This is a genomic window from Alteromonas sp. P256 (assembly GCF_036864455.1).
In the GTDB taxonomy this organism is placed as follows: domain Bacteria; phylum Pseudomonadota; class Gammaproteobacteria; order Enterobacterales; family Alteromonadaceae; genus Alteromonas.
In genome coordinates this window covers 72,739-87,091 of record NZ_JAZETM010000008.1, presented here as the reverse complement: position 1 = coordinate 87,091, position 14,353 = coordinate 72,739, and the positions used below count along the sequence as shown (strand labels likewise).

12 protein-coding genes are annotated in these 14,353 nt (G+C 40.4%); 3 read left to right on the top strand and 9 right to left on the bottom strand.

The features are described from left to right. Positions 1 to 49 precede the first annotated feature (49 nt). From V7R39_RS12960 to V7R39_RS12950, 3 genes are read left to right on the top strand one after another with little or no spacing between them, the layout of a single operon-like run. Positions 50 to 349, top strand: a complete 300-nt coding sequence (locus V7R39_RS12960; RefSeq protein ID WP_334031174.1) for a hypothetical protein — start codon at positions 50 to 52, stop codon at positions 347 to 349. Further along, positions 349 to 912 (top strand): recombinase family protein, encoded by a 564-nt coding sequence (locus V7R39_RS12955; protein ID WP_334031173.1) that lies wholly within the window; start codon positions 349 to 351, stop codon positions 910 to 912. The genes V7R39_RS12960 and V7R39_RS12955 overlap by 1 nt, the downstream gene beginning before the upstream one ends. A 4-nt stretch (positions 913 to 916) precedes the next feature. Continuing rightward, the gene (locus V7R39_RS12950) at positions 917 to 1,123 is read left to right on the top strand and encodes a hypothetical protein (RefSeq protein WP_334031172.1); all 207 of its coding nucleotides are present in this window, start codon (positions 917 to 919) and stop codon (positions 1,121 to 1,123) included. A gap of 249 nt (positions 1,124 to 1,372) precedes the next feature. Here V7R39_RS12950 and V7R39_RS12945 read toward each other — a convergent pair whose 3' ends face one another. From V7R39_RS12945 to V7R39_RS12905, 9 genes are all read right to left on the bottom strand, one after another. Then, complete coding sequence (locus tag V7R39_RS12945) at positions 1,373 to 2,788, bottom strand: UvrD-helicase domain-containing protein (protein ID WP_334031171.1); 1,416 nt, start codon at positions 2,786 to 2,788, stop codon at positions 1,373 to 1,375. A gap of 12 nt (positions 2,789 to 2,800) precedes the next feature. Then, positions 2,801 to 4,510, bottom strand: a complete 1,710-nt coding sequence (locus V7R39_RS12940; RefSeq protein WP_334031170.1) for an ATP-dependent nuclease — start codon at positions 4,508 to 4,510, stop codon at positions 2,801 to 2,803. A gap of 190 nt (positions 4,511 to 4,700) precedes the next feature. Beyond that, a complete protein-coding gene (locus V7R39_RS12935) occupies positions 4,701 to 5,162 on the bottom strand; it encodes a hypothetical protein (protein ID WP_334031169.1) in 462 nt (153 codons plus the stop codon). A 440-nt stretch (positions 5,163 to 5,602) separates the two neighbouring features. Next, complete coding sequence (locus tag V7R39_RS12930; protein ID WP_334031168.1) at positions 5,603 to 7,330, bottom strand: hypothetical protein; 1,728 nt, start codon at positions 7,328 to 7,330, stop codon at positions 5,603 to 5,605. A gap of 2 nt (positions 7,331 to 7,332) precedes the next feature. Beyond that, entirely contained in the window at positions 7,333 to 7,701 is a 369-nt protein-coding gene (locus tag V7R39_RS12925; protein ID WP_334031167.1) for a hypothetical protein, read from the bottom strand. Further along, positions 7,702 to 10,119, bottom strand: a complete 2,418-nt coding sequence (locus tag V7R39_RS12920) for a reverse transcriptase family protein (RefSeq protein ID WP_334031166.1) — start codon at positions 10,117 to 10,119, stop codon at positions 7,702 to 7,704. It abuts the gene before it with no gap. A 261-nt stretch (positions 10,120 to 10,380) separates the two neighbouring features. Further along, positions 10,381 to 10,782 (bottom strand): hypothetical protein, encoded by a 402-nt coding sequence (locus V7R39_RS12915; RefSeq protein ID WP_334031165.1) that lies wholly within the window; start codon positions 10,780 to 10,782, stop codon positions 10,381 to 10,383. A gap of 16 nt (positions 10,783 to 10,798) precedes the next feature. Then, a complete protein-coding gene (locus V7R39_RS12910) occupies positions 10,799 to 12,061 on the bottom strand; it encodes a DUF2130 domain-containing protein (RefSeq protein WP_334031164.1) in 1,263 nt (420 codons plus the stop codon). Between the two features lie 160 nt (positions 12,062 to 12,221). Beyond that, positions 12,222 to 14,162 carry a nuclease-related domain-containing DEAD/DEAH box helicase gene (locus V7R39_RS12905; RefSeq protein WP_334031163.1) on the bottom strand — a complete coding sequence of 647 codons (1,941 nt, stop codon included), beginning with the start codon at positions 14,160 to 14,162 and terminating at the stop codon, positions 12,222 to 12,224. Between the last annotated feature and the right edge of the window lie 191 nt (positions 14,163 to 14,353).

The window sequence follows — 14,353 nt, the reverse complement described above, 5'->3', positions numbered from 1 at the left end:
GGTAAACTATACTGTTCAAATATTTTAATTTTTGGGCGGGCCCGGAACGATGACTTTAAAGCTGGATATAGAGGTTCTCGCTAAAGATGACGATGAAGCGCTATCGCTTCTTACTCGCTTTGCCCATGAAAAACTATTGGCAGCGGATGTACACGAACTCGATGGCACTAAAACGCTTAACATCGATGGCGGTGAAAACGACATCCGCGCAAAAATTTCTAACGCTACTATCGAATTTTGGGTGCGCTACAGCCACGATGAGTCCATGTATGAAAAAAAGTTGCTAGATTTCTGTCGGCAACACAATCTCACTGTAAGATTTAAAACCACTGACAGAGGGGATAAGTGATGGCATTAGTTGGCTTCGCACGCGTCAGCACAACCGCACAGGACTTGGCAGCACAACTGGAGCAGTTTGATGGGATTGGTTGCGATAATGTTTTTGCTGGCAAACAGGGTGGCACAAAGGACGAAAACGAGCGAAAACTCGAAGAGATGATTGGCTATATTCGGGATGGTGATGTGGTTGTCGTTACAAAGCTGGACCGACTTGGACGCTCTTTGAGAATAATCCTGAGTGCTATCGATGCAATTCACAAGGAGGGCGCTTCTCTTCGCACGCTCGATGGTGCTATCGATACATCTAATAACTCGCCTTTCGCTCAGGCACAAGTCAGCTTAATAGGCACATTTGCACAACTAGAAAGAGATCTGATCGTGTCTCGGACAGGCGACGGCCGTGAACGCGCCAAACTCAAAGGCGTAAAATTCGGAAGAAAGCCTAAGCTCAATTCAGACCAAAAGCGGGAAGTCGTAAAACTTTACAATTCAGGCAACGGCAAAAGCATCAGCAAGCTAAGCCAGAAATTCAACGTATCAAGAATGACCATAAGCAGAATAGTGAATGAATAATGCTATGAATGATCCACACTTTAGTGAAATATGGCCTCTCGTAGAGCACTGGTTTGATTCAAAGGAAAGCGCATGGCGCTGGTACACTGAAGAACAAATAATTGGTTTTGGCAGAAAAACACCAAAAGAACTTGTTGATGAACAAGGCAGTCAAGGGGTTCATGAAATAGAAAAGTTTATCAAGTCAAAAAACCTAGGCGGATTCGAATGATCTCACCGAACTCACTATATCAATTATGTGTCGCTGCTCAGATATAATCTGACACTTTCATGTGTACGGGCAGTTACGTAAGATTAGTTACAGACTTAGTTGCTACGATGTGATTTTCTATTTCTGAAATCAAGAGCGCACGTAGAAGATTTACCGCCATCTCTAGAATGACGCTACCGAAGCAAGGATTTTAACCTGTTCTATGTAATATATTAGATTAGACAATCTGTACTTAGATTATGCGCGGGATTAGGGAAGCGTTTTAGTTGAGCTTGCAATAGATATTGTTTTGGCACCTCTTGATAAAGCGACATATAAATTTTGTCTATTCATGTTGCTGACATCAATAATTAAACTGTGATCGGCTTCCAAGCCCTTAAGCAATAAAGTACTACCAATAGCCAAATTTGGAATACGGATATCACCTCGTTGACGCAGACTTTCTCTGGATCTCTCCATGCCTTGCTTGAAGCTCAAGGATGGTTCACAAACAACGCTATTAAAGGCTCTATTTAATGCTCTGAATGCCGCTCGTCGATAGATTCTAACATTATTGTCAGCTTCAACAGCATTCATAATTATCAAAAAATTAGCGGCTGTTTTCGAATGAATGAATGCAACTATTGCAGCTTCAGTCGGGGTTGGTCCGCTTCTGTTTCTGCCCGCTATTATTGTCTTTATTCTTGGAACCCAAGTTGAAGCTCCCATTCCTGTGGCCAATGCTCCAAAAATATTGATTAAACTGGTCACTAATTGTTCACCCAGTTCAACGTCTAATTGTCCAGTGAAGGCAACTAAATCTCTTAAATCAACGGGTTCAACCACATCAATCCCGTTATTTTGACTCGCATATAAATGTCTTGAGTTCGTGTTGATTGAGTCACCAATAACTAGCAAAGAATCTTGGGGATAAGTGTTCCTAAGCTGATACTGTGCTGCACTCTTAAGACGCATATTTTCTTGATGATTTCTGCTCAGTTGAATATGTGATACAGAGCTAGGGCTATGAGTTAAATCAATACTGCTACTGGCTATCAATCTCCTGCGGCATTCCAGCACCCACTCACCTAGCTCTTGGTTTTGTGCATTTATCCAGCGCCAAGGTGTATTCAACTCTGTTAGCAGCGGGAAATGATTTAAAACCTCTGCTTGCCAATTTGGAATCTGCGTGCCCCGAAAATTGAAGATCAACTGCATTGGATCCCCTAAAACTGTAGTCGGAATACACTGTGCAATAGAGCAAACAATATTATGTTGTTCTTGGTTACAGTCTTGGTATTCATCAACAATCAGTCGTGAATATGATGCTCTGATCACTTCATGCAGACTTCCAGAAGCCAAATAACGACTCACTACATTTCTTAATTCTGGGTAAAACGTTCGAGAGTTTTCAACGGGTGAGGCTATTTGACAATTGTGGCTAAAACTACTCGCGATTCTCACCGACCAGCCATCAATAGTCGACAATACATAATTCTTTGCTGGTACATTTGCCCTAGTAAGCCTCTTTCGAAGAGCTGCAACACCAGCAGTAGTATGGGTTAATACTAGATATGGCTTAACGGGGGGAATAGCCAAAGCTTCAACTATTAGTTGAGTTTTTCCACATCCCGCAGGAGCCTCGATAGCCCCAATCTCATTTTCTAATATAATATCTGCCGACACTATCAGTCCTTATTATTGTCGCGCCCACGTAAGAAGATTATCTAACACTTGAGTGAAAACTGGTTGAATCCGCGGTTTGTTAGGCCAAAGAATTGTTTCCGCGACATTTTCCATAGGCTCAATATCTTTGTACCACCCTTTATTCTTTGCGGTTAACCCAAGACATTGACGATGAGCATCGATGGGGGCTTGAATACAGTTTGACAGATTAAATTGATTTTGTGATGCGTTAGTAATGTGTGCATTTACCGCGTCATTTGTTTTTCTCTCAGCCGCAATATTTAATAGTTGTGGAATGAGATTAAGGTGGCAATTGTTGAATATTGCCTGCTCAGTAGCTTGGTTATCTCCCCATTCAAATATTGGTATTCCCAATTGCATTACTTCGTTGATAGACGCTTGCTGCTGGTCATTGATATCTGAGTCTTTAAATATCGCAACAGGATAACCAAATTGGTTGAAGACTTTGGCTCGCTTAAACATATGACTTCCGTCGCCATCTGCGTGCATAACACCAAGAGATTGAATACTGTGCTGCCCCTGTGCCTGTTCAACAGCATCAACACCTTTTAAAAGTCCAATTTCTGTTTTTCCTTCGCAGACTATTACTTTATTACTCAAGAATGCTTCAGCACATACTCGTAAAGTCGATTGATGCTCGTCGCTATCATTCATTGAATATATAACGTGATTAATTTGAGGTTGCCCAGTTATTGAATACTTTCTCAAAATATGTAATTGCGACGAATTTAATTCTCGGAGAACATAAGGAGAGTGCGTTGTAATAAATACTTGCTGTGTTGGTTGCTGTTCTTTTGCACCTATCTCTTTAAGTAAACGACTAATTCTAAATGGTTCTAGACCGAATTCTACCTCATCAATTATCAGCAGTTTTGAGTTGGAAACCAATTTTTGAAGTCCCGCTAAAAGCAACCTAGTAGAGCCAGTACCCATTTGTCTAATTGGCGTTGCGTTAGCATCATGTAAGCTTACTGCACCATGCGAGACTGAAACACTCGACACATCAAGTAAAGCTTTAAGCTCACCTAAATTTACACCGAGCGTATCTGCTACACCTTGAACACTTGCAAGGGCATCATTAATCCCAACCACATTTTGTTGTTCAAAGGCTTGTCTGGCCTTGCGAGAAACTTCGGTAAGAACTTCACTTACGTCAAACCTATCATCTAATAGTTTGTTTAGAAGTGAGTTACGTCCCCACGTAAAATGGCGAGATGAGCCTTCCCCTAATCTAGTCGGTGATATTAACTCCCTGTGACTCCAAGGAAGTCGCTTCTCTAATCCTTCCTGAGCAGCCCGATCTGAATATAAGCCCCAGTCTGGATCCAAACCTTTATCCACGACCAACCTAACTGTAATAACAGTTTCGGCGCCTACTTGAGGCTCATCAAAGAATTCCTGTGTAGCAAGATTGTAAGAACGGATAAAATTGCCATAGCGCTCAATACTAAGAAGTTCATCACTTAAGCGTCCCAAAGTGACATAGATTTCAATTGGGTTATCAACATTGGAGTTATGGAAGTCAGCATCTGTAAAACTAATATTGCGTCTCGCACCGAGACAAAGGTCAATTGCATCAAGGACGGAAGATTTTCCCGAATCACCGGGCCCTATTACGCAATTGATGCCTTCGGTTGGATACCAATCCAGAGATTGAATACCTCTGAAATTACGTATAGCGATGTGACGAATAATCGACATAAAACTCCCTGATTTAACATTCCCTTATCGTGGTAAAACATAACGAAAGCTACAAAGAAAGGCAAAGTCTTATTCGTGCTTGGATGCTCAGAACACTTTTTCATTAAATAGTGTAGTGGCATTTGCTTTTCTTTTGAAATGCCAGCTTCACGCGTAAAAGCAAGAAAGGTAGGGTGTGGACACTGAACTCTCACTGGCTCATCATCAGACTTTCGCATAGATCTCGCCAGCATGCTTCTTTATATGCTTCCTCAAAATCAGAAAATGACAAGTCTATTTCTCTAAGTGACTTATGATGGCGAAATAACCACTGGATGAGCCCGTCAGATATTTCTGGCTTTTCATGCCATTCATGAGCATCAGCCGGAAGTCCTCTTTCACAAATGACAAATCCTACAAACGCTTTGTATTTATCTATTTGTTCATCGTCATAGAGCTCCTGCAAAAACTCATAGAGTTCATACGTTTTGAAATGCTGTAAATGAGCATAAAGCTTCGCCTGTGACACACGCCAAGAATGTCTTATTTCGTTGAGACATTTAACGTCAACGCCATTCATTTTTTTGTAGATGTTTAGATCTTCAATCTCATCTTGTCTAAGTCGAACAAATTGCTCAAAAGTACTCAGTATTTCTTCGATGATTGTGCGCATTGATGGACTCCACGTTACCTGCTAAATGCCTCAATTTTGGCGCGGAGATTTTCAATGTCACATTTTTTAAGATCTTTTTTGATAGGAAGAACCAGATGTCTTGACAGGCACTAAACGTGTCGCACGCGACATTAACGGTGCCATTCATGGCACCACTGACGCCTCTTGTGACATCAATGATGACGCCCATGACATCAAGCGAAGCAAAATATATTTAAAATTGTCGTTGCAAAAAAGACGGAGTTTTACTCACATTATTTTTATTTATAATTTTATAATTCTTTATAACTGTTAAAATAATTTATAACACAGAAATACGTTTAGATGGCGGTCAAGTTCCAAAACTTTGACTTTAATCACAATGAATTTTTTCTTTAAGTACATTATCAAATGAGTTAGGGCATTTCGATGCTGCACTATCTCCTCTTTCCTCATCAATGTTACCTCTGAGATTGCAAGAGCCTGTCCATCAAAGTCCAAATTATCAATAACGACGTTTCGATATTTGCAACTTCAGCGTGCTTTACATCACCGTAGCCTTCTGAGCCATGAATTATTGGTAACTTGTTTCGAACATTTTTGCAGGATTCATATTTAGATAAGAGGTATGAATCAGACTGAGAATCAATGCACTCCAACGTATCATCTATTATTTTTGCATGACGACCCTTGGTGTCTTTTTTTACTCTTTTAGATGAGTACAGTGTTAACTTTTCCGTCGTATCATCCCAAAGAAATTTTTCTAATTCATTAAATAATTCCATTGTCCCAAGAAATATTCTGTCATTAACGCTTTTTTCATCAATACCTTGCCATAACATCCAAGTAACTGAGTGTTGAGTTTCTACAAAAAAGTTTTGAGCTCTCCGTTGAAAAGGCGTTCCGGTAAAAGGCTGCCTTTGACAGATTTCATTGAGAATTCTCGCAATAGCAAACACTCTGCAATAGCGTACCTGACTAAGTCCGCTTGTCATCTTCTCGACAAACTGACAGTAGATATCCATTGCCGTCGCAACGGCATGAGAATTAGCATTATTAGAGCTTTCATCTGATTTACGCCAATATGCCATAGCTCCTTTCTTTATAGCCTTTTCAAGATTCCAGAGTTTGTTGGAAGCAGATGCTATTAAGACAGGAAGCCCGGGAACGGCATTTAAGAGAGATTCAACGACTGCAAAGCCGCTCAGATCGTCAGAATCATAGTTTTCAAAAGCAGACTCTTGTTCAGATAATCTTAAGTCTACTATCGCCAGTTCAGGTAATTTTCCCTCCCCGTGCAATTGAGACATCTTCAAAAACAATTCAACATCAGCCTGACTATTAAAACATCGAATATCGGCATTTATATCAGCCAACATGCTGTCTACCAATTGGTACCAACCATCTGCATGCTGATCATCAACAAACCAAATTTGTAAACTTTCACTACTTTCGAAAACGTCACTTGAGAGATGAAATGTCTCTTGCAAGTCATTATAAAAAGACATGACAGGTGTGCTCTGACTCATGAACCTCTTTACATGACTCCACGTAGTTGTGAGTACTCTTCTCTTTTGTAAACAAGTCTGTATTTTTCTATTAATAGAAGCTCTGAGATCTCCGTTGTGCAATTCATTCCATCTCTCTAGAATCTCCCACATCATCTTCGCGTTATCTTGATTGTGCAAAAAGGAACAGGCGCTATGTAACGTTAGCTTGGAAGTCTCGTTGAACAGGGTAAGGTTACCCTCGACTTTTTGAAGTTCAAGCAGATCGAGTACTAATGAAAGTAATACGGCACCTCTGATATTTTTAACAGCATGCGGATCTAATAAAGACGCTGGTTGCTCAGGCATATCATTGCAATCAAAGACTAGTGACTGATCATCTCTAAGAGCACCCGTTTCTTTTTCTACTTTCTCAATGATTGCGTCATCTACGTCGGAAAAAGCAATGGTAAACAACCGAAGGTTGGAAGATTCTAGACCCTGAACTAACAGCAACAATGTCTTGAATTTATCTACAAAAAGCCCTTGCTGACATTTACTCAGATTAGAGATGTTAATCGCACACTCTTCAGAGCCGAAGTTGCTTTTCAACAATCGTAATAAGTTAAAAGGATTAAATTGACCCGAATGGGTGAAAAGAAATTTACTATGCTTCGAAGTAAGTTTTAAATCGAATGTCATTATCAAGCTTCCCGCTTGATCGAGTGGCAACGGTCGATAAACTCCGGCAATGCTTTTTCAAAGTAGTCACTATCAATACTGAAGTATGGTCTCCCTGTACCACTTTGTCGAAGATACGGGGTACTATCGACAGAGCCCGAGTAGACCAGCATTGGCCAGTTATTCTTTTTAGCAAAATGGTTTACGATGTCATATCCAGTCATTCCCGAGTGGCATATGACACCATCAATTTCCAATGAAGCTATGTAATCGATATCAATCGTTTGACATATCTCGATAATGTTTTCATAGCCCAAGCGTTTAATCTTTTCTTTAAACATCGTGTTACGCTCGGGACGCCTGTCGTCGTCCATGTAGATAATTCTTAGCATTTAGTCTTTAAACTCTCTTAAGGTAAACATTAACCTTCCTTTTTTCGCATCTACAGCTACAGACTCTCTGTGAAATGAATGCTCTGTCAGATTTACCGTAATATCCTCCAACACACTTTCGGTGTTACGCTCTTTGAAGCTCCCATGAACTAGGAGATCTCCCACTGGCAAAAATTCCCTAGCAGCAGATGTTAGATCTCCACCGGCGATCCATTTTTTGACTTGACCTGAGTCTGATGCGATATCTATTTTTGGCACTTTGGTGAATGGCAGCCCTGTATTTCGCCTGAATATTTGCAAACATTTGGACTCTCCTGTAACCGGGTCTTCGTTATTGAAACAGAGCACATACGGCTTATTAGCCGATGATGTCCTAACCCGCTCACTATCAGCCATATGTTGTTTAATACTATCAAGAACCTTCTTCAGTGAATCTCGCCATGCTTTGATATCGGTGACGACTCTGTCTTCCATATTGCTTCTATCGATTTCAACAGCGTTCTCCATACCCGCGGCAGAAACAGCGGACAAAGCTATTTGTTGATAAAAGTTGTCAGTATCATTTTCGTAAAGTCGTACAGCGGATTTTAAATCACGGATTGCTTGTACTGCTTTAGCCGATTGCTTAGATGGTTTTTCAATGTTAATGCGAACATCATCCCCAAAACTCCGCAGCATTCTCAGTAGCTCTTTATGAGTATTTGATAGCTTCTGTTTTAAGGTTTTTGAAAGATATCTAAAGTTTGGAGAAACTGACTCAGACAAATTGTCAACAAGCTGTTTCACACTATGACCATCTCCATTAGTGCTTTTGTGAAAAAGATCATCCAGCGGGTCCATGTCTAATTTTTGGCAAACAACACGTTGTTTCTTGGGATCTGGCCAGCCTTGCTCGACTAGCATCTTAATTTTATCCAGATCAGAGGGAGAATGAGACTTACAATGCACTATCAATGCTCTTTGTAAACTTTTGGGAGCATTAGTGAAAAAAGTCTCATAACGAGATTTGTCTGACTTTAATTTATCGGCTTGCTCTTTAAGGCTTTTCTCTTGTTCAGATAGTAAACCACTGTCCAGAGCCAGATAGGGCTGGGTCTTAATTAGGGTTTGAAGGTGAGTAAGCTTATTGGCAAGCCTCAGTACTACATGTTCAACAGGCCACTCAAATTTCATTGCTATTCGGTAAAATGCTCCTAGCATCTCTTCATATTTTTTTATTCGAGCGTACTGTTTGGGAGAAATTGAACTCCTTTTGTCCAAATCATAGGGCGAGTTAACGGCCGTACACACTACTTGCCCGTACCAATGGATTCTTCCTAGCAGGTGCAAAGCATAAATTTTTTGCATTTCATCTTTTGTTATCGGCTTAGGATGCTTGACTCCCTTTGAGGGCGAACGTAAAAAACGTCCGAGCGATCCGTTTTTATAAAACCCAATAGGCAAAAACGCATCAAATGCTCTTTTATTTTTTAGCTTCCAAAATTCCATTATGGCTTTCTCTACCGAGTCATACTTGTGCTCAAGGTTGTAAAGTGTCGCTTTAAGTGCGTCCACATGCTTTTTATGCAAATTTAGACCATCGTTAACTAATATCCCCGTTACCATCTGACGCATATTTCGATACATTATTTTTGTTTTGGCCACATTGATTTGGAAGCCATTTCTTCGCACATGACGAGTTACTTCATCAATTATTTTTTGTGGGGATATTCGTTTGACGTTATTAGTCGATATCGTTAAGTCATCAGCATAACGGGTATATGTTAGATCATACTTCGCAGCAAACTTTCCAAGCTGATAATCCAACTTTTTGCAAATAAGGTTTGAAAGTAAAGGGGAACTAGGGGCTCCTTGCGGCAATCCTCTATTGATATCAATGTCTTTCGGCAGACAAACTATAGAAGCAGCAACAGCCGCTTGACGATGACTAAAACCATATGGCCTTTTAATAAGCATCCCGACAATTCTTGGGAAGGTGATAGATGGGAAAAAGTCTTTGAGATCGATACTTATCACGACCTTTTTCCCAGCATGAGCCAGAGCATTACTTACAACACCCCTCGGCCTGTCTACGCCACGGACTGATTCAACATCTTGTTCGTCTTTGAAAGGTGTTACTGAATTTGGAGATACAAAGCCATAAGCAAACTGTGAAACGTCATGATTTTTCTCAAGATACCTTCTCAGTTTGGACTGATACTCTTTTAGCTTGTGGTCAACTGTGACTAGCTGCCTTTCAGTACCATTGCGCTTTTTGATGGAGAAGGTTTTATAGTGTTTTGTTGTTATTGGCCAACACTTATTTTTTGCAAGACTTTTGGTATCAAAAACAGGTTCGCTTGCCGTCCATTCATCTATTAATGCTAAAAGGCGTTTTGTTTCTTCTGATTGTTTTTCTGATGTTTTTATTGTTTTCATTATATTTTTAAGACGCGCTTCCCCAGATTACTCATCGCGCTTGCGCGAAAAATGTCCCATAGTGTCACTCATGTATTCTCATGAATGTTAGATATTACATAACGCTACGTGTAACACGTAACAAGCCAATTGCCAGCTTCGGTGTAATTAAGCAACGAGTGCTCAATTATCCTACTAAAGGCAACGACTTAACTAATCTGGAGAAGCGCTTTAAAACGTTATCAAATTTTTCTGACTAACTCATTAGTTTTCAGCGTAGTTTTAAGCTTCTTTTGAAAAAACTATTTCAAAGTTATCCGAATCCCATTTTGTTATTGAACCCACCCAATCTATTTTAGGCGAGAACGTGTTCTTATATTTACTGGCGTCCTCACCACGAGCAATTGCCTCCGGTAAATTTGTTTTTGCAATAATAGCGCGAACTGTTGTCCCATTTTTAGTTGCTAGATCAAGCTTTTCTCTAAACTCGGAGTTGCCATTGCCACTCCATCTACTGACTCTATCAACGTACTTCATAGCCCGCTCTCCGTTAACCGTTACCGGCTGAAAGAATTGGTGCCACAGACTCAGTACAAGCTCACCTTTTTCATTAAATGCCGATACAGACCACTGCACGTTGTTTTGCGTAGCTTTGAATGCCTTGAACGCCTCTGAAATTAACATAGCAATCTCCTTTTACTTAATCCAAAGCGCCTATCTGGTCCAATAACGGCATTCCATCATCAGCCAATCCTTGAAGTTCACCGGCCATTGACATCATTTGGTTCGTGATCCCATCAATTTGCTTTTCGCGCTTGTTCCAAATACGAGTCATGGCATTGCGTTCCTTCTCAAGTTCTTCCTTCATGACTCTTTGGTGATCAACCACTGCTTTTACTCGTTGAAGAAACTGAGGACTGCAAATATAGTCATAAACAGCCTCAATATGTTGTTCACGACCCGTACTAATTACTTTTTGTCTCTGCACTTCAAGTAATTGCATTCGTAATGCGTTAGCCAAACTTTTCACCAAACTAGGCTTTACTAACCAAATATCGTCTCTTATGACCATCGAGCCCTTTTCTTCTGCCGGGAACACTTCTGTTACGATTACACCTATGTTGCCATTAACTGACTGCATGTCTGTTTTAAGCTTACTGATCCAGTTATTACTCCAGTTCTCAGTACGCTTTGTTTCCCATATCACTTTCCCACACTCAGTGCCCGAACGCATTTTCACCGTTTGGATAATGTCAGCACCTCGCGCCCCCGTTTTGACAGCTTCCACTTCGTCTAAGGGATATTCAGTGGCAAGAAGTGATTCCAGCTCAAGCTCAAGCACTTCACCTTGAAGCTGCTGAGATCCTTGAGCAAGCTTTCGCTTCATCTCTTCATTCGCTTTCACGGCATCAGAAAGCTTTTTATTGTATTCAGCCTCTCTTAACTTAAAGCTTTCCTCCAAACTCTCTTGAATAGACTTCTTTTCTTCATCGAGTTTTCGTGCCACTTCCAGCTCCAAGTTCTTTCGGCTTTCTTCAATAGATGCTTTTTCTTTCCTCAGCTGCATTTCCCTATTTCGAAAATCTGCTATTTGCTCTTTTTGCATGGCAATGGAATGTTTGAGCTCGTCACTCTCCAGTTTCATATTCTCAATGGCCAATTCTGCTGCCTTTTGCTTTTCTCGCTCAATGCGCTGCGCCAACCTCTTAGCGGCCTCACTACTATCTTGTAATTGCTGGGTCAGCTCTTCGATTTGGCTTTCCTTGTCTTTTACCAAAGATCGCTCCAACTCCTTTCGGATCTGTTCTTCCAGCCCAGACTTGGACTCTTCGAGTTGCTTTAAAAAGTCAGTCTCATGCTTCTCTATCAAATGACTTGCGATTCCATCTCTCAGTTGGAACTGTGTATCGCAGTATGGGCAGGTAATATGGTCGTCGGAGTTGATGATTATTTTGGCGCTCATGATATTTTCCCTAAATTAAAAATTCTTTCCATAATGTGAGCAGCTTACGTGCCAAAAAGAAAAGTCTATATTTTACATAGCCTTAAGAGTTATTACTGTATACAACCCAATTAAAATAGCAAATATAATTACCATTAAGCAAAATTATTAGCGGTTATTTTTATTTCATAGCCTTAGAAAAGAAAGATGAAGCGACACTTCTGCCCCCGGAGTCCAATATCACCAAGTTTTCCGTTGAGCGAGTGATGGAGGTATAAATAAGTTCTGGCTCATCTTCTTCCAGCATGATGTAAAACACTGTTTTTGCTTCTAATCCCTTATAGCTATGTGTTGTTGACAGCTTGATGTTGCCTGAATTTGCGTAAAAATGATTTTTCTTTATGCGTCTGACTCGCTCAACCTCACTCGAACTTGCAGAAATCTCTTTATTGACTTCATGTTCTGTCATCTGTTCTAGAAGTCCCTGTTCTACACCCAATATCGCAGCTAGCTCCTGATATGTTTCAAACATACAGTGAGTCTTTTCTCTAGCAGTCAAAAGATCGTTCAACTTTCGCAACGGAAATATTTTCGAACTAATTATGATGGTGTCATTTGGGTGTAAATCATAAGCCTTTATCAGCTCCTGAATCGTCTCGAATGCTAACTCTACAAAATCTGCGGTTGGCAGCTTTTCATGTTTCAAGAGGCTGAATCCCATACCCAATTGTTCTGCGGGTGTCTCTATTACGTCCGTGTCGGAATATTTATCAATCAAAAAGTTGAGCTGGAACTCTTTGAACAATCTATTCAATGGGGAGTCATAACTCGTTCTGTAAGAGCGCGTTAACTTGTTCCAACGTCCAAAACCTTGAGCGATAACGGCCGACCGGCCTGAGTTTCTTGCGTAGATATCTTGAGAATCATCGCCAAGCAAAACCATTTCACCATCTTGCTTCAGAAAATTGTCTCTGATTATTTTTACCCACTCAGGCTTATAGTCCTGAATTTCGTCCACGAGCACAGTGTCATACTTCACTGTATCTTTTTCACTGAACAAATCTACGTCATACAGTCGCTCCAGACCGTATCGTGCAACAAGCTCTACTATGTCCTGTGATGTGTTATTGAGTTGTGAGTTAAAAAACTGATGGTAATTTGAGATTTCAAAGCTAGTAAAGTCACGCCCCCCTTGCAGATCGCTAAGTTTATCACGTATGTAATTTTTTAAAGTAATATTGAAAGTAAGTATGAGCACTTCTGAGCCATGACGACCTCGCGCGTTAATCGCTCTGCTAGCTAAGATGGTCGTTTTTCCGCAACCGGCGACCCCCTTAATCTTTTGCTTACCATTATCACTTAAAGTCAAACGTTTCTGTTTATCGTCCAACTTAATATCAATACCCTGTTTGATTTCATGCTCAGATGGACTCAAACGTCGTTTAAAGTCCCTATAAACATCTTCGTCAAAGAGAACGTGATTGTCTTGATTTCTGATTTTTTTAACCAGCTTCTTAATGCTGTCGTAGCCAAACGACATCCGTTCATCTCGCTGGATTTGGCGTTTTTTGTTTAACAAAGACTCATTAACACGCTCGTATTTTTCAAAGCGAATAGTACCGCTTCGATAATCATTTTGAACCTGCTGTCTATCCATAGCATTTGAGCTGTGGACTGGCTTATATAATGAGGCTAACTGTTCCTGATCTGCTTTGTGAAAATACACGAAACAATGAACAAGATTGTAAAAGTTCGGGTTCGTTAGACGGCGAATGCCAACTACGGGAAGATGCAAGTCATAAAGGTTTTTCTTGTAATTGAAGGCTTGTGATTGCGGCGATTTAACTCTCTGTCTTCCTTGACCGGCCATGACTGACCAAGAGTTTTTATCATCAATAGTGTATAGACTGAGATCCCAGTCTTTTACTTCAATAACAAATACACCGATCCCCTTCTTCATTATAATGATGTCAGGGCGGTCACCATCGAGATAAGGATTAAAGAAGACCTCATAGGTCTCGTCTAGGTTTTCCTCTAAATACTTAACTAAGTGCAGTTCACCATCTGTTGGCGGAACCTTCAATCTCTGAATGTTTTCTAACGTTGGATAAATCGTGGCCAAAATCTTTCCTTTGATACTACAAGCTACGTTTTCTTCGGGTCGATAGTGACATTCTTGTCAGTATTTTCCCTTGAATTACATGCGGTTTCCTTTCCAAAAATACTCTTCTGTTACCAACTCCTAATCAGTTTGTAAACCTCCCCTAGACCAGTGCCATTTTCTGTTTTGATCGTTATGCGTTTTAATTTTTT

Excerpts from the sequence above, each read along its gene's own strand:
- V7R39_RS12910 (WP_334031164.1), bottom strand. The coding sequence starts at position 12,061 with ATGAGCGCCAAAATAATCATCAACTCCGACGACCATATTACCTGCCCA.
- V7R39_RS12950 (WP_334031172.1), top strand. The coding sequence starts at position 917 with ATGAATGATCCACACTTTAGTGAAATATGGCCTCTCGTAGAGCACTGG.
- V7R39_RS12930 (WP_334031168.1), bottom strand. The coding sequence starts at position 7,330 with ATGACATTCGATTTAAAACTTACTTCGAAGCATAGTAAATTTCTTTTC.
- V7R39_RS12935 (WP_334031169.1), bottom strand. The coding sequence starts at position 5,162 with ATGCGCACAATCATCGAAGAAATACTGAGTACTTTTGAGCAATTTGTT.
- V7R39_RS12955 (WP_334031173.1), top strand. The coding sequence starts at position 349 with ATGGCATTAGTTGGCTTCGCACGCGTCAGCACAACCGCACAGGACTTG.
- V7R39_RS12920 (WP_334031166.1), bottom strand. The coding sequence starts at position 10,119 with ATGAAAACAATAAAAACATCAGAAAAACAATCAGAAGAAACAAAACGC.
- V7R39_RS12940 (WP_334031170.1), bottom strand. The coding sequence starts at position 4,510 with ATGTCGATTATTCGTCACATCGCTATACGTAATTTCAGAGGTATTCAA.
- V7R39_RS12960 (WP_334031174.1), top strand. The coding sequence starts at position 50 with ATGACTTTAAAGCTGGATATAGAGGTTCTCGCTAAAGATGACGATGAA.
- V7R39_RS12915 (WP_334031165.1), bottom strand. The coding sequence starts at position 10,782 with ATGTTAATTTCAGAGGCGTTCAAGGCATTCAAAGCTACGCAAAACAAC.
- V7R39_RS12925 (WP_334031167.1), bottom strand. The coding sequence starts at position 7,701 with ATGCTAAGAATTATCTACATGGACGACGACAGGCGTCCCGAGCGTAAC.